Source organism: Corallincola luteus, assembly GCF_004336975.1.
GTDB lineage: Bacteria > Pseudomonadota > Gammaproteobacteria > Enterobacterales > Neiellaceae > Corallincola > Corallincola holothuriorum.
The window spans coordinates 1-24,573 of record NZ_SJXE01000005.1 but is presented as its reverse complement, the minus strand read 5'-3'; the positions used below and the strand labels follow the sequence as shown (position 1 = coordinate 24,573).

The window sequence follows — 24,573 nt, the reverse complement described above, 5'->3', positions numbered from 1 at the left end:
CTAATCTAATAGCACAGAAAGAAAGCTCTCGCCGTACTCAAGCGGTTGTATTTCCATGAATTGTGCAACAGTTTGTCCCATATCAGAAAAACTTTTGCGATGGCCAACCGTCCCTGTCTTTATCTGTTTTCCGGCGACCAATATCGGCACATGTTCGCGGGTATGATCAGTACCAGACCAGGTTGGATCGCAACCATGATCAGCCGTCATCAGCAGCAGGTCTTCCTCTGCCATCGCCGCCAGTAACTCAGGTAAGCGGGCGTCAAATTGCTCCAGGGCATCGGCATAGCCCAAGGTGTCGCGGCGATGGCCATACAACATGTCGAAGTCAACCAAGTTGGTCATCAACAAACCACCGGCGGGTAGAGTTTTTAGCGCCTTTAAGGTTTGTTCAAACAGGGCATCATTGCCATCACCGTGAAGCGCTTGGCTCACCCCTTTATGCACATAAATATCGGCAATTTTTCCCACCGAAATCACTTCCCGGCCTTCATCGGCCAAGCGTTCCAACAGTGTCTTGCCCGGCGGCTCAACGCAAAAGTCCTGACGATTGGCGGTGCGCTTAAAGCTCTCTGCATCCTCGCCAACAAATGGCCGGGCGATAACACGGGAGATGTTGTGGGGCGCCAATAGATCCAAAGCTAAACGGCACAGTTGATAAAGACGCTCCAAACCGAAATGCTGCTCATGGGCCGCAATTTGAAACACGCTATCAGCCGAGGTGTAACAGATTGGCATCCCCTCAGCGACAGACTGCTCGCCAAGTTCTTTAATAATCGCAGGACCCGACGCATGACAATTGCCTAATACGCCGGGAAGCAGACCTTGCTGACGTAACTTTCGCAAAAAACTGGGGGGGAATGATTCTGTTTTTTCCGGGAAATAGCCCCATTCGAAAAACACCGGCACCCCTGCCATCTCCCAATGGCCACAAGGGGTGTCTTTGCCGCTGGATATCTCTTCGGCGAATCCCCAGCTAGCCTTATGTCCCAGCAGATTAAGTGGCGCTTCGTCAGTGATTGGCGCACTACCCTGCGTGCTGTTCCAGCCTTCTGGCCAATGGCCACTGCTGGCCGCGCAGGCATCAGCCAAGCCCAATTGGTATAGATTAGGCAACGCGAGCGGCCGTTCCCTGATCTGCTGGCACGCATCGGCGATATGCAACAGCGTGTTGGCCCCTGCGTCACCAAACTGTTCGGCATCGGCGGAAGCGCCAATACCAAAGGAGTCCAACACCAGCCAGATCACCCGTCTTTGCATCGCTAGTATTCTCCCGTCTGAGTCACTGCGCCCTGAGCATCAATAAGCACACCATCCGTATGCATCTGTTGCAACAGTGATTGCCGCAAACTGCTGGCGCCTAAGCGGAATCGTTTTGCAGTCAACGCGTCAGCTCCCAGTGTTTGCTTGACTAGCTGATAGTAATCGCTCGCTTCTGCCATGGTTCTAATGCCTCCAGCCGCTTTAAAGCCTGCCACATTGCCATGATCACGGATGCACTCAAGCATCACTTTCGCCGCTTCCAGCGTCGCATTCACTGCCACTTTGCCAGTTGAGGTTTTGATAAAATCGGCTCCCTCGTCCAGCGCCAACTGACTGGCTGTGCGAACAAGTGACACATCCTGAAGTTCGCCACTTTCAATAATCACTTTTAAAACACAAGCTTCGTTCAGGCGACGAACCGATTTAACCAACGCCGCGGCTAACCACCACTGCCCTGCCATCACCGCCCGATAGGGGATCACCAGATCAATTTCGTCCGCCCCAGCCTCTAAGGCGGCAGACACCTCATGCATCACCGTCGCCGGTTTAGCATCACCGGCCGGAAAGTTCGCCACCGTCGCAATGCGGGTTTGATTGTCAGGCCGAAGTTGTTTCGCCAATGATACCCAGCGCGGATAAACACACAGTGCTGCCACATTCAGCAAGTCACCGCTATCCAGCTCAATACAGCTGTCGTGGCACAATTGGGTAATAGCCGACTCATCATCGTCTTGATTGAGCGAGGTAAAGTCCATTAGCGCGAATAGCTGCCCAGCCAATTCAGGCGATGTTGTTTGGGTATCGTCGTGATTCAAAGCCCTGACCCATTTAGTTTAGTTTGGATTGATATGGATACGATCAGTATAATGCCGCCTCAACTTAGCTGGCCAGCATTGGTCAGCGAATCATGGCCTGTTTGGTAGTGTAATGACCGATATCGATGTAGACAGCAGTACAGACACTTTGCGCTTCGGTGGCATCAACCGCTTGTATGGTAATGATGCAGCACAGATCCTCGCCAACGCGCACCTATGCGTTATCGGTATTGGTGGTGTCGGTTCATGGACGGCAGAGGCGCTAGCCCGTAGCGGTGTTGGCCAACTCACCCTGATCGATCTAGACGATATTTGTGTCACCAACACCAATCGCCAGATCCATGCCACCGCAGACACCATAGGCCAAGACAAAACCGCCGTCATGGCTGAGCGTATTCGCGCCATCAATCCTGCCTGCCAGGTCAACTGTGTTGAAGATTTTGTCACCGAAGAGACCCAAGCCGAATATCTACTAGCGGGCTTTGACTGTGTGATTGACGCCATTGATAGCGTTAACGCCAAAACGGCGATGATCGCCTTCTGTAAGCGTAACAAGATCCCTTTAATCACAGTTGGTGGCGCGGGTGGGCAAACCGATCCCCGCTTGATCACCAGCGGCGATCTGGCAAAAACCTTTAACGACCCACTGCTTGCCAAGGTACGCAACAACCTGCGGCGAAAGCACAACTTCACCAAGAACACCAAGCGCAAATTTGGTATCGAAGCGGTATTTTCAGAAGAGCAGCTGGTCTACCCACAAGCGGACGGCTCGGTATGCCAAACCAAAGCGATGAATGATGGCAGCACCCGCTTAGATTGCGCTGGCGGTTTTGGCGCCGCGACTATGGTGACCGCAACCTTTGGCTTTATCGCCGCCGCCAGAGCAGTCGATAAGGTGCTAGCAAAAGCGCGTAAAGCGTTATCAGAAAAGCCAACAACGGAGTAAGCGCAGTTAAGCTCTGACCACAAGGGATGACCCATCGACTGTTCATCAGAGCCATCTGCACAGCGATAGCCGTTTTCGCTTTTTTTTGTGGATCATAGTCTTAGTGTCGGCTTACTAAAAAACTGGAAAGACAGGGAAGTGTTAGAATGAGTTCTATCGAAAAATATCTGCATTTAGCCGTTTTGGTGTTTTGTATTAGCGTCAGTGTTATCTGGCGTTACACGTGGTTCGGCGCTTTCCTTGACGCCACACTACTCATCTTTGCTATCTATTTGCTGCCCTATTCTGCGGCACTGATTGACGACAAACTGCACCCTCAAGGCCTCCCCTTGCTTGAGCGACTTAGCCTAATTAAATGCTTCGCAATGATACTTGGCAGCCCCATTTTTCTCTATGTCGGATTTTATTTGCTTTCACACGAGCCATTGTCACTCTTATGTGAAGAAGCCACAGACTGTTCCGATGCCGCACACAGAGGGGTTATCGGTCTGATCGCCATTTCCGGAGGCATATTTTGCATCACAGGACTGCTTTATCAGTGGTTGCCCAACCGCCAGGCCTGCAAAGCAGTTCTCGACAGTGAACAACTAAACGCCCCGCACAACACAACGGCACTGATGCATATGTGCGTTTCAACTGAGGCAGAAGATCTAAATATTTATCCAGATACCAGCTTAGAAGACGCACTCGTTAAAATTAACGCACTGACAAAAAAACAAGTACGCACACAACAGGGCGACGCATTACTTGCCACCACCATCATGTGGCAATGTCCGCACATGAGTGACAACAGCCTCGCGGTGACAAAAAACAGTGACGGCCGCTATGACATTACGCTACAAGCTGTATACCGCAGAGGCATGGTAGGAAAGTGGTTTCGCCGAGAAGCATTTTGCCTGCTCTTTGATAAAAAACGAAAGGAAGTCGACGCAATATTGACCCGTTTTTACGGCGCTAATTCAGCGCAATATTATGATTTTGTTTATGAACAAGCTGCAGCCAACTAATTGCTGTTATTGGCAAAGAGCTAAGCCGCTCCATCAAACAAGCAGATAAGAACTAAGACGAATCAGGCAACGATATTCATGCATTGGCAGATCATCACGATCCTTTTAGCGTACTTCCTAGCTCTGGCAGTACTCCCATCAACGTTTACTAATATCTTGTTTGACATACTTGCGCTCGGCGCTGCCTCACTGTGTATTTGGTATGTGCGGATATTTGCCAAAAGCGGCACCGTAACGCCCCATATAATTGAATCAACCAAGGGCAGGATCGGCTTCGGGGCTATTTTTCTATTATTGGGCTGCTTAATGGCAGGCTTAACATTCCCTCTCATTGTTTTACAGCCCACAGAATTGGTCTGTCGATACAACCCATGTGATACCGGCACACATAGCTGGGCAATGGGAATATTATCAGCAGCAGTATCGCCAGTGATGCTGCTGACCAGTTACGATCTATTTCGGGCAATTTGGAAGCCAATTAACAAAAGTAACAACCCTAAACGTACCAACAGTAACGGATAAAAAATGACATTATCATGGATGATACTCATCAGCTTAATTGCTGCCGCCTTATATATTCCCTCGCTGACCATCAGTGGTTGGCTACCATTAACACTCAGCAAGTGTAAGCAAGATTGCGCTTGGAGAAGAGCGGTCATCACAGCTATCGCACTACCAGCCATTGCAATGCTTCTTACCTACCCATTCTGGTTAATCCCTATCGCTTGGTGCCTATACGCTTTTACCGACGTCTCACTGTGGTCTTGGTGGCTGATCGCACCGTCAGCCCCACTCGTTGCGCTCATTGTTGCGACTGTCATTGTGGATATATAGTTGCTATTGGGGGCCCAACGAAAACGCTATGGTTGTCTGGCAGCAATAAACGCTTGGATCTCCGCTTCGGTAGGTTCAGCCCCAAACACGCTAGCCTTCACTTTGAAATCCTCGACCACGCGACTAGCGCCTGAACGACCATTGATTTTGATGACGTCGGCAACAAATTGCTCGTCGTCTATTTCATCGGAGCAAACACTCAAAATGCATGGGTGAGACGTCAAAAACTCAGCGATATCTGGCAGAGCAGCCACACAGCAAAGCGCCTCTACCGCAGCCTGATGCAACTCGCTGTGCACTTCACGGATCAGATCGTAGTAGGCTTCCTCTACAGATTTGTAGTTGGCCGATTGCTCTCGGTTTTCCGGTGCCGGTAAGGAATAGGTAGGATCCAGACTCTCCAAAAGATCATTAACCGAGGAGAGGCTACGCTCAGTCTTGGTCAGCAGTGCAGCGACGACATGCTCAACAGGCAAAAAAGTGGCACTGCTGGGATCCCAACGGATAGCCGATTTCATTTCAGCATCACTGATCCCCTCCTCATCGAAACATTGCTCAAGCCCCGCCACTAAGCCTTGTTCGCTACAAGCAAAAGGGGTGCAATAAGACCATGTGCCAGCGTTATAGTAGAGGCCTATATGATAGAGCTGTTGCTCGGGAAACTGCTCGATGATCTTTCTAAGTGCAGGGGCGGTCTCACTGCTGAGCGCCTCTATGAATTGAGTTTTGACCTCAGCTAGCCTGGATCCAAGTGTGGCTGAGTAGTCCGTCTCTGACATTTGAGTTAATCCCTTATGTATATCTGATCCCTATCTGCAATGAACTCTACTTCTATCATAGATCGGGCTTTTGACGTAGCCAGTAAAAAGCTGCGTCATTTGGCCACAGAGTAAGAAGTAAGCACCTCGTCGTTTTGCCTTACGGGTTATAAATCAGGGGCAAAGTCAGCATCCATAACGCAAGCGGACTATGAATCTACCGCCAAGCGATTGAACAATCGCCCGAGTAAACGATTAGGCGACATAACAGCTGAAGAGGTAATCAATGAACACTAACCGCTACTGTTGCAGTTCAAACTTGATACTAGGTGAAATGACGGCCTTAAGCTCAGCTACAGTCTTCCAAGGCCTCGACCGATGAATAATCCTATGGCAGTTAGCGCACAGAACTGCCAGATCCTCAAGTTTTGTTTTTTGAGTGGATTTTAATTCTGACAGTGGTTTATTGTGGTGACACTCTATGTATCCTTCGCCGTCACTCCCGTAAGTATCCTTGAAGTCAAAGTTACACGCTTCACACTTTAGTGCGCCAGTATCAGAAAGAACCTTCTCTTTTTTCTTCTTTATCAGAGTAGAGCTTCTTTCCCTACGTATATGAAGCTTTGTAATAACTCGACCTTCAGGAAATTCGTCAACTTTTTCTTCTTTTTCGTCTTCTTCACTAACAGGTGGAGATACAGAACCAGCTTTACTCTTAATTATCTCGGCTGTTTCTGCTAATAATCCAATATTTGAAGCAAACTCATCCCATATTTCTTCTTCAAGTTTACCCCCTCCTTTAAGACCAGAGCCTGAATAGCTTGGGTCAAAGCGAAGGAAGTTACACATTTTCATGTATACGCCATTGGCATTTCTAAACTTATCAACCCTTGATGCCCCAGGGTGAATAGGAAGGCTATTTAGTGTTTCGCTCAACTCCTCTACTGCAGGGTGAGTCGCAGATGAATTGTTTGGGCCAAGCTTGAAATACAGGTCTAAGGCTAAGATCAGCTCATCTCTCGACCATTTTGGATTTCTGATTTTTTTCATATTCTCAATACTTCAGATTTTGAAAGCAATCTCTGGCAGCTAACGCCCAAATATGGGGCCGTAGCGTAGGCGCTGACAAGCGCCGGAACGGAGGTCCCAGCAGCTTTGCTGCGCCATGATTTGTTTGTTATGTGTTTTGTACAAGATAGTATAAATTTCCGTATTCTCTCGACTCTGACTTCTTTATTTCGCTGCATTCAATAGCTTCTTTAAACCACCGTTTGACATCACATTCTGTTATATTCGGGTATGTTTTCTGGCGAGCCTCAAAGAAACCACACAACCGCCACTCATCAAAACCATCGATTCTACCGTTAGCACCATAGTCGAAATCAACTATATCTTTTTCGCTGAGATGAACAGCACAACCAATACCATGAAAAAAGTATTTATGTTTACCGCCCAGTACACCAACTTGCTCTATCGGTGGCCCCCAGTTATGTGGTTCGTCAGTGCCAAGGTGCTTTTTAAGTCGCTCGTTGGCTTCTTTGACTTTTTCTTGGAAGTCGTGAATTATTTTTAAAAGATCCGGATTCATGATTTACACATAACGCTAAATAGATCTACACAGACCATCTATCTGGATAAGGGAGCGATGTATACCTATCCCTATATACCGACTAGATGTCCCTGTCCCATTTTATAATTGCTTAATCATAACTCACTGATTAAAAGCATTTTTGTCTACTGCTCACAAAAGCGCGCTGAGATTAGCGATGGAAAAATCACACCTAAACCGCAACCCAACTGACTTCGGTCAGGCATTGCTCACCATCCAGCAACTGCGCGACAAAGCGCAGTCCGGCGACTATTTGCCCAACGCCTTTGGGGGTGCCGGTCATCAAGATGTCGCCATCCTGCAGTGTCATAAATTCCGCAATATCGGCAAGTACGGCGTCAGGTTTATGCAGCATCAAGCTGATGCCTCCCTGCTGCACTAGCACGCTATCTATCCACAGTTTCAATTGCAATTGTTGGCTGAGGCTGTCGATAGCTACAAAGTCGCTAAACAGGGCCGAGCCATCAAACGCTTTGGCGCGTTCCCAAGGCAGTGACTTGGCCTTAAGCTGGCTTTGTAAGCCGCGCTTGGTGATATCCAAACCGACGCCTGCAGCAATAAGCTTGCCCTGCTCAACCAAGAAACAGATCTCGGTTTCGTAGTGCAGAGGCTCACCCAATACGCTGTACAGGGTGTTGCTGATCGCTGAATTTGGCTTTAGAAAGTAGACCGGCTGATCCGGTACTTCGTTGTTCAGTTCTTTGATGTGGTCAACGTAGTTACGCCCAACGCAGACGATTTTAGCTGGCGTGATCGGCTTGTGAGTCTGAGCCTCTGGTTGAATTAAACGCACTGAGTTTTGCACGAAAAGGCTACCTTCTTTTATTAGCTTAAGGACGATGGTTAGGGTCTGATACAGCGTGCTGGATGGCATCAACGATAGCCAGTAAACCATTGCCACGGGAAGGGCTTAAATGCTCTAACAATCCCAATTCGCGCAACCACTGGCGGCCATCAAATGCTTGCACTGCTGCCGTGGTTTGACCATTAACCGCCGCCAGTAACAGTACCAGTAAGCCCCGCACAATGCGGGCATCAGAATCGGCGGCAAACCAATGACAGCCATCTTTAACCTGATGCAGCAACCAAGTGCGACTCTCGCAACCTGTCACTTCGGCTACGGGTTGTTTCTGTTCCGGCTTTAAACCGGGCAGCTTTTTAGCCATCAACATCAACTGGCGATTGCGCCCTTCCCAACCCTTTGCCGTGGTGATCAATGCTTGTAGCTCCGCTAATGGCCATTCCCAAAGCGGTAACGCTTTGTCGTCGATCACTGCCGCCACGGTTTCTGGCTCGCCTTGCGGGCTGGATTGAGAAGCGGCTGCCGTGGCAAGCGGTTCGGTGTTCTCTGTTAAGTTTTCCGGTGAGTCATCGACTAAGTTATCGGCCGAATTTTCAGCCGACGTATCGGCCAACGTATCAACTAAGAACCCTGCAATTAAATCCACCACACGGTCGGCTTCGGCAAGGCTGTTATAGGCAGCAAAACTGATCCGTAACGTGCCGTTAATACCCAACTGTTCCATTAGCGGCATGGCACAATGGTGCCCTACCCTTACAGCCACCTGCTGCTGATCCAACAACATCCCCATATCTTTGCCATGCACGCCATCGATGGTGATTGAGACCAAACTGACGACGTCATTTGCATCGGCTGGCGGCCCATATAAGGTCACCTCTGGCAGTGCAGCCAGACGTTGATATGTGTGTTGGCGCAACGCTTGTTCGTGGGCTAGCCATTGCTGGCGTGGCTGCGCATTGATGAATTCAATGGCCGCCGCCAAACCAATAGCCCCCTCGATATTGGGCGTACCCGCTTCAAATCGAAATGGCGGCGCCTGAAAGCGGCTGCCGGAAAAACTCACTTTTTCGATCATCTCACCACCGCCCTGCCAAGGCGGTAAAGCTGCTAAGGCAGCAGCCTTGCCATACAGCACGCCGATCCCGCTGGGGGCAAACATTTTATGACCAGAGAAGGCATAGAAATCACAATCCAGCGCTTGTACATCCACCGTTAAATGAGCCACCGCCTGTGCGCCATCCACCACGGTGATCGCGCCCACGTTCTTGGCGGCGGCCACCATCTGCTGTACCGGATGAATCGTGCCCAAAGCATTGGAGGCATGGCCCACGGCGAACACTTTAGTGCGCGGGCTTAACAGCGCAGCGAATTGCGCCATATCTAACCGGCCATCACCTAGCACCGGCACCACGTTCAGCACCGCACCGGTGCGCTCACAGAGTAGTTGCCAGGGCACAATGTTGGCGTGATGTTCCATCGCCGTCAGTAAGACCTCATCCCCGGCTTTCAGCTGGTTGGTGAAACCATAGGCCAGCAGATTAATGCTCTCGGTGGTGCCTCGCGTCCAAACGATCTGGGCTGCACTTGGCGCATTGATAAAACGGGCGACGGTCTGCCTAGCCTCTTCAAACGCTTCGGTGGCAAAGCGACTCAGGCGGTGACTGGCACGATGGACATTGGCATTGTGGCGCTGCCAATGATTGACCATGGCATCGATCACGCAATGGGGCTTTTGGCTGGTGGCGGCGTTATCAAGATAGACCAACGGCGTATCTGCCACTTTTAGCTGCAGGGCAGGAAACTGCGCCCGTAACTGCGCCAAAGCCGCTTCTGGCATGAACGCAGCTGAGTTGGTAAGAGGCGAATAAGCAGGCTCGGTCTTGGCTGTCATGGCGATAATAAGATTAGATTTCCAGCCGAACAGACTCGGCAGTTAAGCGAATAAGGGTATGGTCGCTTATTGCTTCAGCACCCGCAACCCTGGCACTGCTGGCAACCCTGACAATCGGAATGCTACTTATGGTTTGAAGCCAAATAGCTGCGTTGCATTGGCACCGGTTTGCGAATAAATATCAGCCAGCGGGAGCTGCTTTAGCGCCGCTAATGACTCAGCCACCTGCACGACGCGCGCCGGCTCATTCCGTTGCCCTTGAAAACCAGCCAATGGCATATCGGGGGCGTCAGTTTCTAGCAACAATTTGCTTAGTGGCAGCGCGGCCACTGCGGCACGGGTTTTCGCCGCTCGTGGGTAGGTGATCACGCCACCGATACCGAGTAAGCAACCATGCTGAATGTAATCATTGGCGAGTTGTAAGCTACCGCTAAAGGCGTGTATCACGGCCCCCTTCTGTGCCGGTTTGGCTTTCAATAATGACAGCAGCTCTGGGTGCGCTTTGCGCACATGCAAGATAACGGGCAGTTCGAATTTTTCCGCCAGCAACCATTGTTGCTCTAATAGGGTTTGTTGCTTAGCGCGATCGGCATCTGCTATCACCCAATCTAAACCACACTCGCCAACGGCGACGACCTTAGGGTGGCGCTGTGCCAGCAAGGACTCAAGTAACAGCAAATCCGGTTCGCTATGCTCTGCCTGGAAGTAGGGGTGCAGACCCAATGCGATATATATCGGCGCGTATTGCTCAGCCAGTGCCAGCAACGCCGGCCAGCGCTTGGCGCTGACCGCTGGCACGACCAACCGTGTTACGCCTGCCGCCTGGGCACGACGAATAACCAACGCTAGATCGGCAGAAAAAGGATCCAAGTCCAGATGACAATGAGAGTCCACTAACACATTGATCAATCTCTGTTTGTATCGGCTTTAAAGCCAGCTATGATAGCTAATATGAAACGCATATATAGCCATAATCACCAAATCCATCGGGGCTTTACCCTGATTGAGCTGGTTGTTGTGTTGATTATACTCGGAATACTCGCTGTCACTGCGCTATCTCGTTTTATCAACTTAAATGATGAAGCGACCGAATCCACCGTCCGCTACTCGGCCAAAGCATTTAAAACCTCAGTAGATTTGGCAAATGCAGCTTGGGCTGTAAAGCGTTTAAACGTCGGCATCTACAACCTATCGGCACTACCACGATCTGAAGACCCCAATTTCGCCGCCCGCGGAACAAGTGGTGTTGATGTGAATGCCAATGGCTGGCCAGCAGGGATATGGGAAGATTGGCTCGCCAACGCGCCTGCCGATACACCTGAAGATCCCGCGGTTTATGGAGCGATTGGTATTAATAATGTCCAAGACTGCGCGCAGGCGTGGATTGGCTTAATGGACTCGACCCAAACTGTTGCGCGCACGGCCAATGAATCAGGTGATTACCTTGCCAGCCATTTAGGTGGTCAACAGTGTCTCTACACTTACCAAGATGATACCCGTTACAGCTTTTTTTACGATGCTGCGGATGGCACGGTGGAATACCAATTTATTCCATAGCGCGAACAGCAACGACTCGCCTTTAGTAAGGATGACGGCAACATGACAAATAAGCTTTCGTTGCAGGAACTTCAAAAACATTTACTCAGCGATGACCCCATGTCAGCCCCCATCAGTGAACTTGTTGAAGCATTGGTGAATGGCACCGACAGCTCGCACAACCTGCCCGAATCCCATTACCAAATAGATCCCCGCGATGGCGAAATCACTATTTTTAGCGCATCCAGAGCGAATCGCCCGCACTCCACTGCAGACAAGCCCGCAGAAATCACGACTGGCGACAACTGTCCTATCTGTGCGGGGAACCTCACCAGTGTCTGTCATGTACAGCCATTGTCGGATGGCGCCAGTTTTATCACTGAGAACCTTTACCCGGTGGTGCATGCCCATGGCTTAATGAAGGTAGAGCCAGACGAGGTTGGTAGCCATGCCATCGTCCGTGGTGGCAACGCCTTTGGTGGTCATTTCCTGCAGTGGACCAGCACCGAGCATGATAAAGATTGGCACAATATGCCATTAGAGGATCTCGTGCTCACCATGGAGCAACTGGCTATCATGGAACGTAAGTTACTCACCGAAGCGGTGGCGATGCCGAAATCGGCTGGCAGTAATGGTGAAACCAGAGGTTATCTCAGTATTTTTAAGAATTTTGGTGTTAAAGCGGGCGCATCACTGACCCACGGCCACCAGCAGATCCTCTTTGCCAACGTGATGTGCAGGAGCAGCTTTAACGATTGGCGTTTTTATGCCCGCCACTTTGAGAATTTTTCAGATTATATGCTCAGAGAAAATGCTGAAGATCTGATGGTAAAAGACTATGGTGATGTGGTGTTGATGGTGCCCTACTTTATGCCCCGCCCTTACACCATGTTGGCCGTAGTGAAGCAGTCAGACCACAGTCATCTATACCATCTACCGGAAAAAACACTCGCTGACCTCACAGAAGCTATGCGGGATGCCATTCTAGCGATGCGTGCTGAGCTGGTAAAAGACGGCAAGCCAGAAGCGTTCAACTATCTGGTACATACCGGGCCTGGTTGTGGTTTATACGTTGAGTTTATGCCACGGGCTGATGCGCACGGCGGACTTGAGATGCAAGGTACTTGGGTTTGCCAAGCGCTGCCAACCGTGTGTGCCGAACGCCTTCGACAGAACCTTAACGGGCATAGCCAACGGCCAACAGACAGCTAGCTATCCAGTGCTGATGGCAAGCTGCTAGCCAACAAAGCGGGAACATTTTCGGCAATGACCGGGCGGGAAAAATAGTAACCCTGTAGCCAATCACAACCCCGCTCGGCGAAGAACAATGCTTGCTCTCGCGTCTCTATCCCTTCCGCAATGCACTGCATATTGAGGATCTCTGCCAACTTTAAGGTGGCATTGATAATCCCCTCGGCACTGTCTGATACGCCTATCTCGCTAACGAAACTACGATCAATTTTTAGAATATCGATGGGGAATGCCTGTAGATACTTAAGTGAAGAGTAGCCCGTTCCAAAATCATCAAGCGCCAGAGTAAAGCCTGCTTCATTCAGTCGATTCATCATCGCCTGTGCACGCACATGATCACTCATTAAAGCACCTTCGGTGATCTCCAAAGAGAGCGCACTGCAAGGCAGCGCATAGTCAGCCATCAAGCTAACAAGCTCTTGTGTCAGCCCCTCGACGTCAAAATGACGCGCCGACAGGTTCAATGACAAGCGAGGTTGATAACCCAGTTGATACCAGTGGCGGAGATCTGTCAGCCCGAGGTGAAGTGCCTGCCATGTCATTTCACCAATCAGTCCCATCTCTTCCGCGATCGGGATAAAGGTCATTGGCGACACAGCAACGCCGTCACGCTGCCAACGCATCAAGAGCTCTAAGGCGATCACCTTACCGCTCGAAAAGTCGATGATAGGTTGATAGCAGCAACTAAACGCCTTGTCCTTCACTGCATCTTTTAATCCATTAGCCAGAGATAAGCGCTCCCTGACCTGATGATTCATCTCTGTCTGGTAAAACTGTACGGAGAACGCGCGGGCATTCTTGGCATGGTACATAGCAATATCAGCGTGCTTTATCAGCTCATCACCACGACGGCCATCCATAGGGTACATAGCAATACCTATGCTGGAACCAACACTGATCGCCTCTGCCCCCAACTGCAATGGCTGCTGGATCACCTGATTTAAGGTGTTAGCCACGCGGCTCGCTTCATTAGCGTCAATGTTCTCCAGCATCACCACAAACTCATCACCGGATAAACGCGCGACCGTGTCCTCTTTTCGTAGACACTGGGTGACCTGTGTTGCGACATGGCAAAGCAATGCATCACCAGCATCATGGCCCAAGCTGTCATTGATCTGCTTAAACTTGTCCAAATCAATAAACATCACTGCCAATGATGTTGCAGCCCTTTCCGCCTGGTCAATCGCATGACTCAAACGATCCAGAAATAACATACGGTTAGGCAAGCCGGTCAAGCCATCAAAGCTGGCCATCTTTTTAAGCTGCGCCTGCACTCTCTTTTGCTCAGTGATATCACTGAGGGTAATGGCGTAGTGCTCTGGCGATAACGAATCACCACTGGCAACGGAGTAGAGATCCACTTCCACTTCATAACGCTGCCCAGACGGGGCGACAAAAGCTAACTCTCCATTCCACTGTTCACCAAAGCTTAACTTGCGGATCTGCGCCAAAATCAGCCTTTTTCCATCAGGATTCAACGCTAACAGCTCGGCTAGTTTTTCGGGGAAATCCTCTTCACTGCGGGAACCGATAATCGCCCTTAGTGCGGGGTTTGCATCAATTACCCGAAAGTGCTTATTCAACACCATCACCCACTCGTGGGAGTGCTCAAAAATGCGGCCAAACAGACTGGCGCGCTCTTTCGTCGAATAGATATCTGTCACATCCGTGTAGGTACCAATAATCCGTGACGTTTGATCCCGTGTAACCAGGCTCCCTAAATCACGGAAATAGAGATAATGCCCTTGCTGATGACGCAGTCGATAGCTGACATCAAACGTAGTGTTATCGCCATAAACAAATATTTGCCAAGCCGCCTTAAAACGCTGCTGATCTGAGGGATGAATGAAGTGGAGAAGTTCATCAAGCGTAAGCGCCACTGGTACCTGATACCCCAGTAGGGCTTCAAAACGATTCTGAACAAAACAGTTCTGTTGCTCATCCCATTCCCAAATACCGCTATCGCTGCCGGTCAGTGCCAGCTGCATACGCTGTTCACTTTGCTTGGTCGCCTCATGAGCCTGAGCGATCTGAGATTGATGCAAGCGATGCCTGCGCCATACCAATAGCAGTAGTGTAATAAGCAAAACTGCGTAACCGAAGTAGGCCCCCGGCGATGCCCATGGCGGGTAGGCGACAACAATATCAATCGTCGCCATCTCACCGCGCTCTCCGGAGTCAGCAGAGTAAGCCCATACCCGAAACTGATACTGACCAGGATTAAGCGTGGCAAAGGTCGCCCGATTATCTCGGGTCAATGGATAGGAGATATCTTTGCCGCCGGTCAACTCGTACTGAAAACGCAGATTATTCTGTTCAGAAAAAGTCAGACCCGAAAACTCGATACTTAAGCCGACATCATTATGCGCCAAGTCGATACGGGCACCATTGAGATTGGTTAACGGCATAGACAGATCGCGAGACAGTAGTTCGATATTGGATATAGCGATACGGGGTGGATGAACTCGCGCATGCGAAGTGAGCTGATTAGGCTCAAACAAAGTCACGCCCTTATAACTGCCGTAAGCAATACGACCATCAGCGAGCTGCACGGCAGAAAATTCATTAAACTCTTCGGTAGCTAGGCCATGGTTGTAGGAGTAGTGGCGCAGGTGATGGTTATCAACATTGATCTTTAGGATCCCTTTCAGCGAACTTAGCCAAAGGTCGCCCCGGCCATCCAGCTGCAAGCCATACACTTCGTTGGCAGGTAAGCGATTTGTTTGATCATATAGGAATTTCTCCTCAAAGCTGATGCTATCAAGCCCCACCAAACCGGCACCGGGATAGGTCACCCACAGTGTATTATTGCGATCAACAACCCAACTTTCCGGATAAACATATCGCTGAGCCCGTGCACGACTAATACTGTGCAATTTCCTCGTTTCGCCCGTTTCGATATCTAGTCGCCAAAGACTATGGGTCGCGCTAACCAATACGCCGTTATCGTCACCAGGCAGTTGCCCTAAGAAACCCCATACAAGTTCAGGTTTAAGCTCACCGACATCGAATAGTTGATGCTCTACAATGCTATTGGCCAATGGATCAAAACGATAAAAAGCTTCTTCTCCAACGAACCAAATCGTGTCGTCAGGGGCCTGGTAATAGCCCCATGTGTCCATCGCGAATATCGCCCTGGATTCGGGTACTAAATCAGTTAAAGGCTCAGCTTGGCCAGTTTCCATATCAAACAGATAAAGACCTTGCGGCGTATACAACCAGAGTTGGATATCTCCAGCACTGAGAATTTGATAGATAGAGCCTGACGATTCTACCGATTTATGATCTTCATCCACCAGATAAGCGGTTATCTCATCGGTATCCAAGCGATAACGGTTTAAGCCATTATCACTGCCAAGCCACAAGGTTGTTTCATCCTGTAGATAGAGTGACCAAACAGCATCATGGCTTAACTCACTGTTTAAGCTGTGGCGGTTGCTAAAAAGATCATTGGCGGTCTGCCAGTAGAGGGCACCCGCAGCATCCGAACCAAGCCACAAATTGCCCTCATCATCGACAGTTAGATCATAAAGTTGATCGCTGGAGATACCATAAGGCGCGTCACTTGGCAGAAATATCTGCTCTGCTGTCTGTGTCGAAGGAATAAAACGGAACACGCCCTCATCTGTTGGCAAGTAGATCGTCTCGCCGCTAACGACAATCTTCCAGATGTTGCGCCCATCAATAAGGGGGGTGGAATAAAGTTCTGTTTCGGGAGACTTAATTAACGCCGCCACCTGTTGAGCGCTAAGTCGAAATAAACCATCAACGGTACCTATGTATAAGCTATCATCCTCAGCAACATAAAGTGCCTTGGTATTATCAGCATCAAGCGTTCGAGAATCAGGCCGCAGATGAGTCAACAAAGTCAGTTTCTGAGTGAGACGATCAAGCAGGTACAGGCCTGTTGACGTACCGACCAGTATTTCTCCCTGCCAGAAAGCCATCGTCCGAACGTGCTGCTGCACAGCAACCTCTGCATCGGACAAGGCGAATACGGTAGTGATCTGTTCAGTTTCTTTGTCATAACTAACAATGCTTTCATCAAGCACCACCCAGATCTTGCCATCTGGGCCTTGAGTAATAAATTCCGATGACTGCAGCGGCTCATCAAAACTACGGGACTTAATCGCAATACGTTGTTTCATTTCACTGGTTGCTGGGTCGATGCTATAGATCCCTTCCCAACCGGTACTGATCCAGATGAGCCCCGCATCATCCTCAAACAATGCATAGATAGAAGCCTTGTTGAGGATGTTGTGCTGACGATTGAGTGGCGACACCTTGTAACCATCGTAACGGTTCAGCCCCCAGTGAGTGCCTATCCAGAGAAAACCATTGCGATCAATTAACACGGCGTTAACTGAGCTTTGCGACAGGCCATCAGTAATAGTTAGCTGAGAGAAACGAGGGTCACTGACCACAGGCTTGGCAGTAAGGGAGTGAGAAACAATAGCGAGTAGACACACGCAGGTGCATAGAATGCTGCGGGCGCAACGGCAGAAAAATCGGCTATACAAAGAATTTATCTTCAAAACAGACGTCACCAAACCACTTATAAGTCCGCACACTAAATGCAGAAAGTATCTTCAAAGGTAAACAGCCACTTCATCATGAAGTAGCGTATAGAAGACTGCGGATCCGTCCGAAAATCCTGGTGAAATTTACAGCAAACTAGTTAAAACAACAATATAAAGCGCGCAAGCACTGTTAAAAAAGCTGACATGAAACGCATGGATCAGTCAAAGTGCAACCCCTATTATTTCGTTATTAACAAAAATGTTTTCGATTACTACGTATATATCAAATGAATATCGCGCAGTAATATCCTGGCTCAGTATCCAAGCCAAGTACGTTAACGATCGCTAACATCGGCAGATATAACGGAGAGAATCATGCTATTCACACCACATCAGTTTGCTAGCCTTCATCTAAACAACCGTATCGCGATGGCACCTATGACCCGTTCGCGCACCGATCAACCGGGTGATATTCCTAACGATCTGATGGCTACCTATTATGGCCAGCGCGCCTCTGCGGGGTTAATTATCACCGAAGGCGCACCTATTTCAGCGGTCGCACGCGGTTACGCCATGACACCAGGCATTTATACAGAAGAACAGATCACCGGCTGGAAGAAGGTTACCTCTGCTGTCCATCAAGCCGGTGGCAAAATCTTTGTCCAACTTTGGCATGTAGGTCGCCGCTCCCATCACACCATCGCTGGTGAAACGCCTGTTTCAGCCTCGGCAATCAAAGAGCCTGACCAAGTATTTGGTCCACTCCCCGAAGGTGGCTTTGGCATGATAGAAACCGATCAGCCCAGAGCGCTCTCTCAGCAAGAGATCAAAGCCACGATTGCCGATTTTGTGCAGGGGGCAAAAAATGCGATGGCAGCGGGTTTTGATGGCGTTGAGTTACATGGCGCTCACGGCTACTTGATCGACCAATTTCTCCGCATCAGCAGTAATCAACGCACAGACAATTACGGCGGAAGTCAGGACAATCGTATGCGTTTTATGCTTGAAGTCACCGAGGGCGTCGCCAATGCAATTGGTGCAAACAAAGTGGCGATACGTCTATCCCCCTTTGTGACAGAGGGAGCAGCGCAACCAGATCCTGAAATAATCGAACTGACGATTAGGGCACTGGCCAAACTCGCTCATTTACAGTTAGCCTATGTCCATTTCTCAGAGAACATTTCAAACTACACTCAGGTACCGGATAGCTTCCGGCAACAGGTACGAGAGGTCTACCCCCATCCGATTATGGTGGCGGGCAAGTACACAGTGTCATCAGCCCAACAGATATTGGCACAAGGATTCGCGGATCTAGTGGCTTTCGGGCAGCCGTTTATCACCAATCCTGATTTTGTATATCGAGCGCGGAACCAACTTCCACTGACCCCTGTTGGCGATGATGCCCATAGTACCTTTTATGGCGGTGGTGCTGCGGGCTACACCGACTATGCCACTGTAACTTCAACCTGAAACCAAAAAGAGCGAGTCAATAGACTCGCTCTTTACGTTTACTAACCAACGCAGCTTAATGCTCGCGTGTGGTCATAAACTTCACCTCAGGGAAACGCTCTTGTGCGAGACTCAGATTAACCATGGTCGGTGCGATATAGGTAAGATTATCACCGCCATCCAATGCCAGGTTATCGTGGGCTTTCTTACTGAACTCATCCAACTTGCGCTGGTCATCACAAGCTACCCAACGCGCAGTGGCAACGTTAATCGGTTCATAGATCGCTTCCACTTTATATTCGCTTTTCAAACGTGCAACCACCACGTCAAACTGCAAGATACCTACGGCACCCACAATCAGATCATTGTTACGTAGTGGACGGAATACCTGTACCGCGCCCTCTTCCGCTAACTGCAGCAACCCCTTCTGCAGATGCTTCATCTTCAACGGATCTTTCAGTTGAATGCGACGAAACAGCTCCGGAGCAAAGTTAGGGATGCCGGTAAAACGCAGGTTTTCTCCCTGACTAAAGGTGTCACCGATCTGGATCGTACCGTGGTTATGCAAGCCAATAATATCGCCTGGAAAGGCCTCATCAGCATGACTACGATCACCAGCCATGAAGGTGACGGCATCAGAGACCGAGATATCTTTACCAATGCGCACGTGACGCATCTTCATCCCTTTCTGATATTTACCGGAACAGATACGCATAAACGCAATTCGGTCACGGTGCTTTGGATCCATATTGGCCTGGATCTTAAACACGAACCCACTGAATTTTTCTTCGGCGGGCTCAACCTGGCGCTCTGCCGATTCACGGGGCTGTGGTTTAGGTGCCCACTCGACTAAGCCATCAAGGATATGATCGACACCAAAGTTACCCAACGCCGTACCAAAGTAGACAGGAGTCAATTCACCGGCCAGGAACATCTCCATATCAAACTCATTCGAAGCGCCCTGTACCAACTCCATCTCTTCACGCAGCTGTTCAGCGAAGTCTTCACCAATCACACTTTCAAGCTCTGGGTTATCCAAACCTTTAACTGTGCGCACTTCCTGGATCATATGACCCTGACCACTTTGATAGAGGATCACTTCGTCGCGCAAAATATGGTAAACGCCTTTAAACAGCTTACCCGAGCCGATAGGCCAAGTGATTGGCGCACAAGCGATATTAAGCACATCTTCGACTTCATCCATCAATTCGATGGGATCGCGGATATCACGGTCAAGCTTGTTCATGAAGGTCACAATCGGCGTATCACGCAGGCGGGTGACTTCCATCAACTTAATAGTTCGCGCCTCTACACCTTTCGCAGAGTCGATCACCATCAAACAACTATCAACAGCGGTGAGCGTACGGTAGGTATCCTCTGAGAAGTCTTCGTGACCTGGGGTATCAAGCAGATTAACCAGTGCATCTTGATAAGGAAACTGCATCACCGAGGTGGTCACAGAGATACCACGCTCTTTCTCCATCTCCATCCAGTCTGATTTGGCGTGCTGACCTGTACCTCCGCGCCCTTTTACGGTACCAGCACTTTTGATCGCTTCTCCGAATAACAACACTTTTTCGGTGATGGTAGTTTTACCGGCATCCGGGTGAGAGATGATAGCGAAAGTACGGCGCTTATTAACTTCGCTTAGCAGACCTTCATTGGACATGAAACATAGACCCCAACCCTCTATCGACATTGTCATAGAGAGATACAGATTACAGATGGATTGATTGGCGGAGGATTATAAAGGATTTGCGTTCAATTTGAACGCGGATTCGTCGGGCGAGCGAGTTTATTACCACTACAACGCCAAACTGGTACCCATAATAACAGCATCTTCCCGACCGTCAGCCCCGGGGTAATAGCCATGGCGGACACCTAGCTCGTTGAACCCTTCAGATCGATATAACGCCTGAGCAGCCATATTCGAGGCACGAACTTCGAGAAACAGATGTTTGCCTCCTGCTGCCTCTGCCCGCGTCAGCATATCTACCAACAACCGACGACCAATCCCCTGACCTTGAAATTCAGGCAATACGGCTATATCAGTCAAGGTCACCTCATCGAGCACCTGACTAGCAATATAGAAGCCGATGACCTGGCCATCATTGACCGCAGCGATGCTTATATCAGCTCCCGTAAGACTAGGAAGAATATTACTCTCTGCCGCAGGATGTGAGTGGCTTCGCTGCTCGATATGCATCACCGCAGCAATATCTGCAGCAACTAACTCTCGCAGCTCAATAGCAATTTGACTCATTCTACTCACCCAGCCTCAACATGGTTGTTATTGTGAATAAAGCCATCACATCGAGACATTAAGCATTGCCATAAAGCCCGTTTTGCTGCGGCTGATTGTTGAAGATCCAACAAAGGAGGCGTGATCAACTCAGTACCGCGCCATGTAACATCTCCCCCCTGCATACGCCATCCCGTTAGCCCATCAATAGCGACTGCCGGTGCGTTTTGGGGATCTACTGTATTGCCCGAGCTCAAGCTATGAAATTCAGCATTGTCGATACCTAAAATAGCCAAAACTCTTTGGGTAAGAAGCGAGTTTTTAGCATCTTCGGGGGACTCACCGTAGACAACAAATAGAGCTGCGTCATCAGCAAGCGTCTCGACATTGTCGACTTCAAAGGTTGGGACATTCATCGCAGCTAATACTTGCTGCTGCAGCGTGCTAAGAGACATGGTTAAAGCCTATACGGCAAACAACAAAACAGGTTCAATGTTACCCAAGTGTACCATTGAACCTGTTTAAGCTGCGACGCTTCAGCCATCAAAAGTTAACTCGTATTAGATGAAAAAACGGCGCATAGCGCCGTTAAAAAGGGAATGTACAGGTGAAAATATTCTCAGGATAAAAATGTTTTTAAATAACCACGATCGCCTTGCCTCGCTTCACCGCTCATTTTGGCCAGAAAGAAGCAAAATCCAGCAGAAAGTACAGAAATAAAGGCAACCACCATACTGCCAGACTGATGAGTTGACGAACCATACATACTAGACGTCTGCAACATTAGCGCCTCAGATGCACCATATAAGGCTACCAAACCTAATATCATCAGACTCAACTTACCCAAGCTTTCTAATTTCATACATAATCCTCAACCAACACTGTTTTAGTAGTAATACGTCGGTTGTACTCCATTACTGCTACCGTTGGGGGTAAGCTACTCCTAGGGTGACTGCCCGCCAGCAGTTCACATATCTATGTTGTAGCAAAGCAAACCGGTGTCAGCAATTTTTACAGCGCGTGAAATTACTTAGCTGATACACAAATCACAAATTGATTTAGATCAAGAAAGAAAAGTGAGAGGTGAAACGAGTGATCAGTGTCGTTGCTGCGGTAATAGAAAATGAAAATGGCGAGTGGCTTATTGCTAAACGCCCACAACATAAGACACGTGGTGGCTACTGGGAGTTTCCAGGAGGCAAGATTGAAGCTGGGGAAGAAGCACAAACAGCACTGAAAAGGGAGATCAGTGAGGAACTAGGAATACGAATAAGCATAATAGCCAAGCTCACAAATCAGCTTCACCACTATCCAGACATAAGCATCGAGCTATCCAGCTACCTATGCAAAGCCGGAGCAGAGGCGCCTCATCCGCACGAACATACCGCAATAGAATGGGTAAACTTAAATAATATTCAGCGATATCAATTATCTGCGGCTGACAATGGCATCATCGAAGCATTAAAAGAAAGAGCAAAACAATATTAGAGACACTATCGCCTTATCAAACTACGCCCCCTTACTTTCGATGTTAAGTGAAGTATCCAGATCCAGCATCGTCATTGATATTTACAATAGCCAATGACAATAAGGATTGAATCTGCGAACAAGGTTCGATAAATCATATTGTTACTATCTCTGGTGTGAATATTGCTGCTTTTTTAACCATAAGAACTGAAAACGTAATCGTGTTGGAGATTGATATGAAGTGCTTACAACTAATCACCGTCATCGCTTTTAGTGTTTGTTCAGTCGTATCAGCAAATGCAGGTGTCCTCACCCTAAGCGGGACAATCTATGACAAAGTCGCAGCGGAAGCAGACTTTGAAGATCCATGTTGTTCAGGACTAGTCACAGGGTTGGTATCAAGTACGCTGGCTGCTGATGGCTTACCGGAGTTTGTGGCTAATGATGGTGATGGCGATATCACTTCTGCCGCCTCTTTTGACGCTTGGTGGATGGATACAAACGGAACTAAGGCATTCGATTTAGATCTCACAGAAACAGCGCCTGATTCCGGCATATTTAGCTACACCGACTCGGCATTTTTCCCTATTGATAACGAACTTGCCGGGAATGAAGGACGCAATCATAACTACCACTTCACTATGCATTTAGAAGGGATAACCACTTTCAAAGAAACCGATGTATTTGCATTTCTAGGTGACGATGATCTTTGGGTATATATCGATGGGAAGTTAGTGATGGATCTTGGTGGCGTCCATGCCGCCGTCAGCGATACGCTCACAGGGGCTGATTTGATGGCCATGGGCTTGGCGGAAGACACTGAATATGATTTGGATATCTTTTTTGCTGAGCGCCATACAGTGGCTTCAAACTTCAATATCGCAACCTCTTTCAGAGTTAAGAGTGAAGTTCCTACGCCTCAGGTATTACTGATGTTTGGTCTTGCAGTTTGCGCCGTCCGTCTGTTGCGCAGACAATCTCACTAGGTTAGTCAAAAGCTAAAAAGCAGAAAGCCCGCAATAAATGCGGGCTTTCTTTTTGTATGGCAGGAGTGGAGGGACTCGAACCCCCAACCATCGGTTTTGGAGACCGCTGTTCTACCAATTGGAACTACACTCCTAAAGCAGGGCGCGATTATACCGAAGAGAGACCAAAGGTAAAGAGCAAAACAAACGGTTTTTATCTGATCGAATACGCTTTAACCAATATCAACTGAGTCAGGCGCCAAAGTGTGCGTTATATCTCAACCCCACTATGATTAGCGCTCTCTTGTCGCAACGAAGCCTACTAATCTCCCGCACTAATCAGCTCTACGCCGAATTGATAACATCGCTACGACTCTTCTATAGTTACTTTACCGATATAGGGTAAGTTACGGTATTTTTCTGCCCAGTCGATGCCATAGCCGACAACAAATGCGTCCGGGATCTCAAAGCCCACATAGTCCACAGGCACATCCACTTCACGGCGGCTGACTTTATTGAGTAAGGTACATATCCGTAATGATTTCGGCTCTCTTAAAAGCAGCATTTCCCGTACCTTGCTCAAAGTAAAACCACTGTCGATAATATCTTCGACAATGAGCACCTCGCGCCCCTTGATGTCCACTTCTATGTCTTTGAGTATCCGTACGTCACCAGACGACTGCATACGGTGTCCGTAACTACTGACCACCATAAAGTCCAACTCAACACTGCTATTCACCTGTCGGCACAGATCGGAAAGAAAAATCACAGAGCCTTTCAACAGACCTATCATGAGCAATTGATCTGTACCTTGGTAACCAAGGCTAATCTCATTACCTAAACGCGCCACCGTCTCCGCCAAAATTTCCTGACTGTAAAGCGTGTCTACCCGATGCTTCATTTCAATGCCTTCTTATTGATAACTATGAATAGTTTAGCGCCGTTTATAAAAATCCGTTAATTAAGACAATGCAGATAGAAATTAACGACAAAGAAGCGCTACGTCTCCGAGCTTTTTCTATTGCAAGCAAAGAGCGGTTAATTAGCTAGGGATCGCTTAGCCACTATCGCCCTTCAGCTTGATGACAACACTAAAGGCTGCTCCAACAAAAAAGCCCCTCGCTTGGGCGAAGGGCTTTACTGTTTTCAACGGCCTTAAACGCAAAAAGGCTACCCTATCGGGTAGCCTCTTCACTGTATTAGGTGTCTGGCGGTGAC

The 24,573-nt window shown here is 48.9% G+C and carries 22 protein-coding genes and 1 tRNA gene; 8 read left to right on the top strand and 15 right to left on the bottom strand.

Going from position 1 to position 24,573, the window contains the following annotated elements; translation table 11 throughout:
* Together EZV61_RS11200 and deoC are read right to left on the bottom strand one after the other, a co-directional pair.
* Positions 1 to 1,260 (bottom strand): phosphopentomutase, encoded by a 1,260-nt coding sequence (locus EZV61_RS11200; RefSeq protein ID WP_131415668.1) that lies wholly within the window; start codon positions 1,258 to 1,260, stop codon positions 1 to 3.
* A 2-nt stretch (positions 1,261 to 1,262) separates the two neighbouring features.
* Positions 1,263 to 2,078, bottom strand: a complete 816-nt coding sequence (gene deoC, locus EZV61_RS11195; protein ID WP_240695192.1) for a deoxyribose-phosphate aldolase — start codon at positions 2,076 to 2,078, stop codon at positions 1,263 to 1,265.
* 112 nt (positions 2,079 to 2,190) lie between these two features.
* On the opposite strand from deoC, the gene tcdA reads away from it, so the two are divergent.
* The 3 genes from tcdA (at position 2,191) to EZV61_RS11180 (ending at position 4,865) form a co-directional block, all read left to right on the top strand.
* Positions 2,191 to 3,024 (top strand): tRNA cyclic N6-threonylcarbamoyladenosine(37) synthase TcdA, encoded by an 834-nt coding sequence (tcdA, locus tag EZV61_RS11190; RefSeq protein ID WP_131415666.1) that lies wholly within the window; start codon positions 2,191 to 2,193, stop codon positions 3,022 to 3,024.
* 146 nt (positions 3,025 to 3,170) lie between these two features.
* Positions 3,171 to 4,031: a hypothetical protein gene (locus EZV61_RS11185; RefSeq protein ID WP_131415664.1), complete on the top strand. Its 861-nt coding sequence runs from the start codon at positions 3,171 to 3,173 to the stop codon at positions 4,029 to 4,031.
* Between the two features lie 525 nt (positions 4,032 to 4,556).
* Positions 4,557 to 4,865, top strand: a complete 309-nt coding sequence (locus tag EZV61_RS11180) for a hypothetical protein (RefSeq protein ID WP_131415662.1) — start codon at positions 4,557 to 4,559, stop codon at positions 4,863 to 4,865.
* Positions 4,866 to 4,891: 26 nt separating this feature from the next.
* Here the strand turns inward: EZV61_RS11180 and EZV61_RS11175 are convergent, their stop codons facing one another.
* The 6 genes from EZV61_RS11175 to EZV61_RS11150 all read right to left on the bottom strand — a co-directional run bounded on the left by EZV61_RS11175 (position 4,892) and on the right by EZV61_RS11150 (position 10,825).
* Positions 4,892 to 5,644: a hypothetical protein gene (locus EZV61_RS11175; protein WP_131415660.1), complete on the bottom strand. Its 753-nt coding sequence runs from the start codon at positions 5,642 to 5,644 to the stop codon at positions 4,892 to 4,894.
* A gap of 279 nt (positions 5,645 to 5,923) precedes the next feature.
* Positions 5,924 to 6,673 carry an HNH endonuclease gene (locus EZV61_RS11170; RefSeq protein WP_240695191.1) on the bottom strand — a complete coding sequence of 250 codons (750 nt, stop codon included), beginning with the start codon at positions 6,671 to 6,673 and terminating at the stop codon, positions 5,924 to 5,926.
* Between the two features lie 127 nt (positions 6,674 to 6,800).
* A complete protein-coding gene (locus EZV61_RS11165) occupies positions 6,801 to 7,211 on the bottom strand; it encodes a DUF6896 domain-containing protein (RefSeq protein WP_131415658.1) in 411 nt (136 codons plus the stop codon).
* 193 nt (positions 7,212 to 7,404) lie between these two features.
* The gene (locus EZV61_RS11160; protein WP_240695190.1) at positions 7,405 to 8,037 is read right to left on the bottom strand and encodes a fumarylacetoacetate hydrolase family protein; all 633 of its coding nucleotides are present in this window, start codon (positions 8,035 to 8,037) and stop codon (positions 7,405 to 7,407) included.
* 25 nt (positions 8,038 to 8,062) lie between these two features.
* Positions 8,063 to 9,871, bottom strand: coding sequence for a SufS family cysteine desulfurase (locus EZV61_RS11155; protein ID WP_131415654.1), 1,809 nt, complete (start codon positions 9,869 to 9,871; stop codon positions 8,063 to 8,065).
* A 180-nt stretch (positions 9,872 to 10,051) separates the two neighbouring features.
* Complete coding sequence (locus EZV61_RS11150) at positions 10,052 to 10,825, bottom strand: TatD family hydrolase (protein WP_205695374.1); 774 nt, start codon at positions 10,823 to 10,825, stop codon at positions 10,052 to 10,054.
* A gap of 51 nt (positions 10,826 to 10,876) precedes the next feature.
* On the opposite strand from EZV61_RS11150, the gene EZV61_RS19660 reads away from it, so the two are divergent.
* Positions 10,877 to 11,482 (top strand): type II secretion system protein, encoded by a 606-nt coding sequence (locus EZV61_RS19660; RefSeq protein ID WP_165419368.1) that lies wholly within the window; start codon positions 10,877 to 10,879, stop codon positions 11,480 to 11,482.
* 42 nt (positions 11,483 to 11,524) lie between these two features.
* Positions 11,525 to 12,673, top strand: a complete 1,149-nt coding sequence (locus EZV61_RS11140) for an HIT family protein (RefSeq protein WP_131415651.1) — start codon at positions 11,525 to 11,527, stop codon at positions 12,671 to 12,673.
* Here the strand turns inward: EZV61_RS11140 and EZV61_RS11135 are convergent.
* Positions 12,670 to 17,181: an EAL domain-containing protein gene (locus tag EZV61_RS11135; RefSeq protein ID WP_131415649.1), complete on the bottom strand. Its 4,512-nt coding sequence runs from the start codon at positions 17,179 to 17,181 to the stop codon at positions 12,670 to 12,672. The genes EZV61_RS11140 and EZV61_RS11135 overlap by 4 nt on opposite strands.
* A gap of 426 nt (positions 17,182 to 17,607) precedes the next feature.
* Here EZV61_RS11135 and EZV61_RS11130 point away from each other — a divergent pair, with 426 nt between their 5' ends.
* Positions 17,608 to 18,702, top strand: coding sequence for an alkene reductase (locus EZV61_RS11130; RefSeq protein ID WP_131415647.1), 1,095 nt, complete (start codon positions 17,608 to 17,610; stop codon positions 18,700 to 18,702).
* A 55-nt stretch (positions 18,703 to 18,757) separates the two neighbouring features.
* Here EZV61_RS11130 and prfC read toward each other — a convergent pair whose 3' ends face one another.
* From prfC to EZV61_RS11110, 4 genes are all read right to left on the bottom strand, one after another.
* Positions 18,758 to 20,350, bottom strand: a complete 1,593-nt coding sequence (prfC, locus tag EZV61_RS11125) for a peptide chain release factor 3 (protein ID WP_114340038.1) — start codon at positions 20,348 to 20,350, stop codon at positions 18,758 to 18,760.
* Positions 20,351 to 20,485: 135 nt separating this feature from the next.
* A complete protein-coding gene (gene rimI / locus EZV61_RS11120; RefSeq protein WP_114340037.1) occupies positions 20,486 to 20,944 on the bottom strand; it encodes a ribosomal protein S18-alanine N-acetyltransferase in 459 nt (152 codons plus the stop codon).
* A 5-nt stretch (positions 20,945 to 20,949) separates the two neighbouring features.
* A complete protein-coding gene (locus EZV61_RS11115; protein ID WP_114340036.1) occupies positions 20,950 to 21,378 on the bottom strand; it encodes a DNA polymerase III subunit psi in 429 nt (142 codons plus the stop codon).
* A gap of 164 nt (positions 21,379 to 21,542) precedes the next feature.
* On the bottom strand, positions 21,543 to 21,785 hold the full coding sequence (locus EZV61_RS11110) for a hypothetical protein (RefSeq protein ID WP_114340035.1): 243 nt from the start codon (positions 21,783 to 21,785) through the stop codon (positions 21,543 to 21,545).
* A 221-nt stretch (positions 21,786 to 22,006) separates the two neighbouring features.
* Here EZV61_RS11110 and EZV61_RS11105 point away from each other — a divergent pair, with 221 nt between their 5' ends.
* Both EZV61_RS11105 and EZV61_RS11100 read left to right on the top strand, forming a co-directional pair.
* Entirely contained in the window at positions 22,007 to 22,411 is a 405-nt protein-coding gene (locus EZV61_RS11105) for a (deoxy)nucleoside triphosphate pyrophosphohydrolase (RefSeq protein WP_131415645.1), read from the top strand.
* Positions 22,412 to 22,626: 215 nt separating this feature from the next.
* Positions 22,627 to 23,376, top strand: coding sequence for a fibro-slime domain-containing protein (locus tag EZV61_RS11100; RefSeq protein ID WP_131415643.1), 750 nt, complete (start codon positions 22,627 to 22,629; stop codon positions 23,374 to 23,376).
* Positions 23,377 to 23,433: 57 nt separating this feature from the next.
* Here EZV61_RS11100 and EZV61_RS11095 read toward each other — a convergent pair.
* Positions 23,434 to 23,510: transfer RNA gene (locus tag EZV61_RS11095), tRNA-Trp, on the bottom strand.
* Between the two features lie 212 nt (positions 23,511 to 23,722).
* A complete protein-coding gene (gene hpt / locus EZV61_RS11090) occupies positions 23,723 to 24,256 on the bottom strand; it encodes a hypoxanthine phosphoribosyltransferase (protein ID WP_130567179.1) in 534 nt (177 codons plus the stop codon).
* Positions 24,257 to 24,573: the final 317 nt, after the last annotated feature.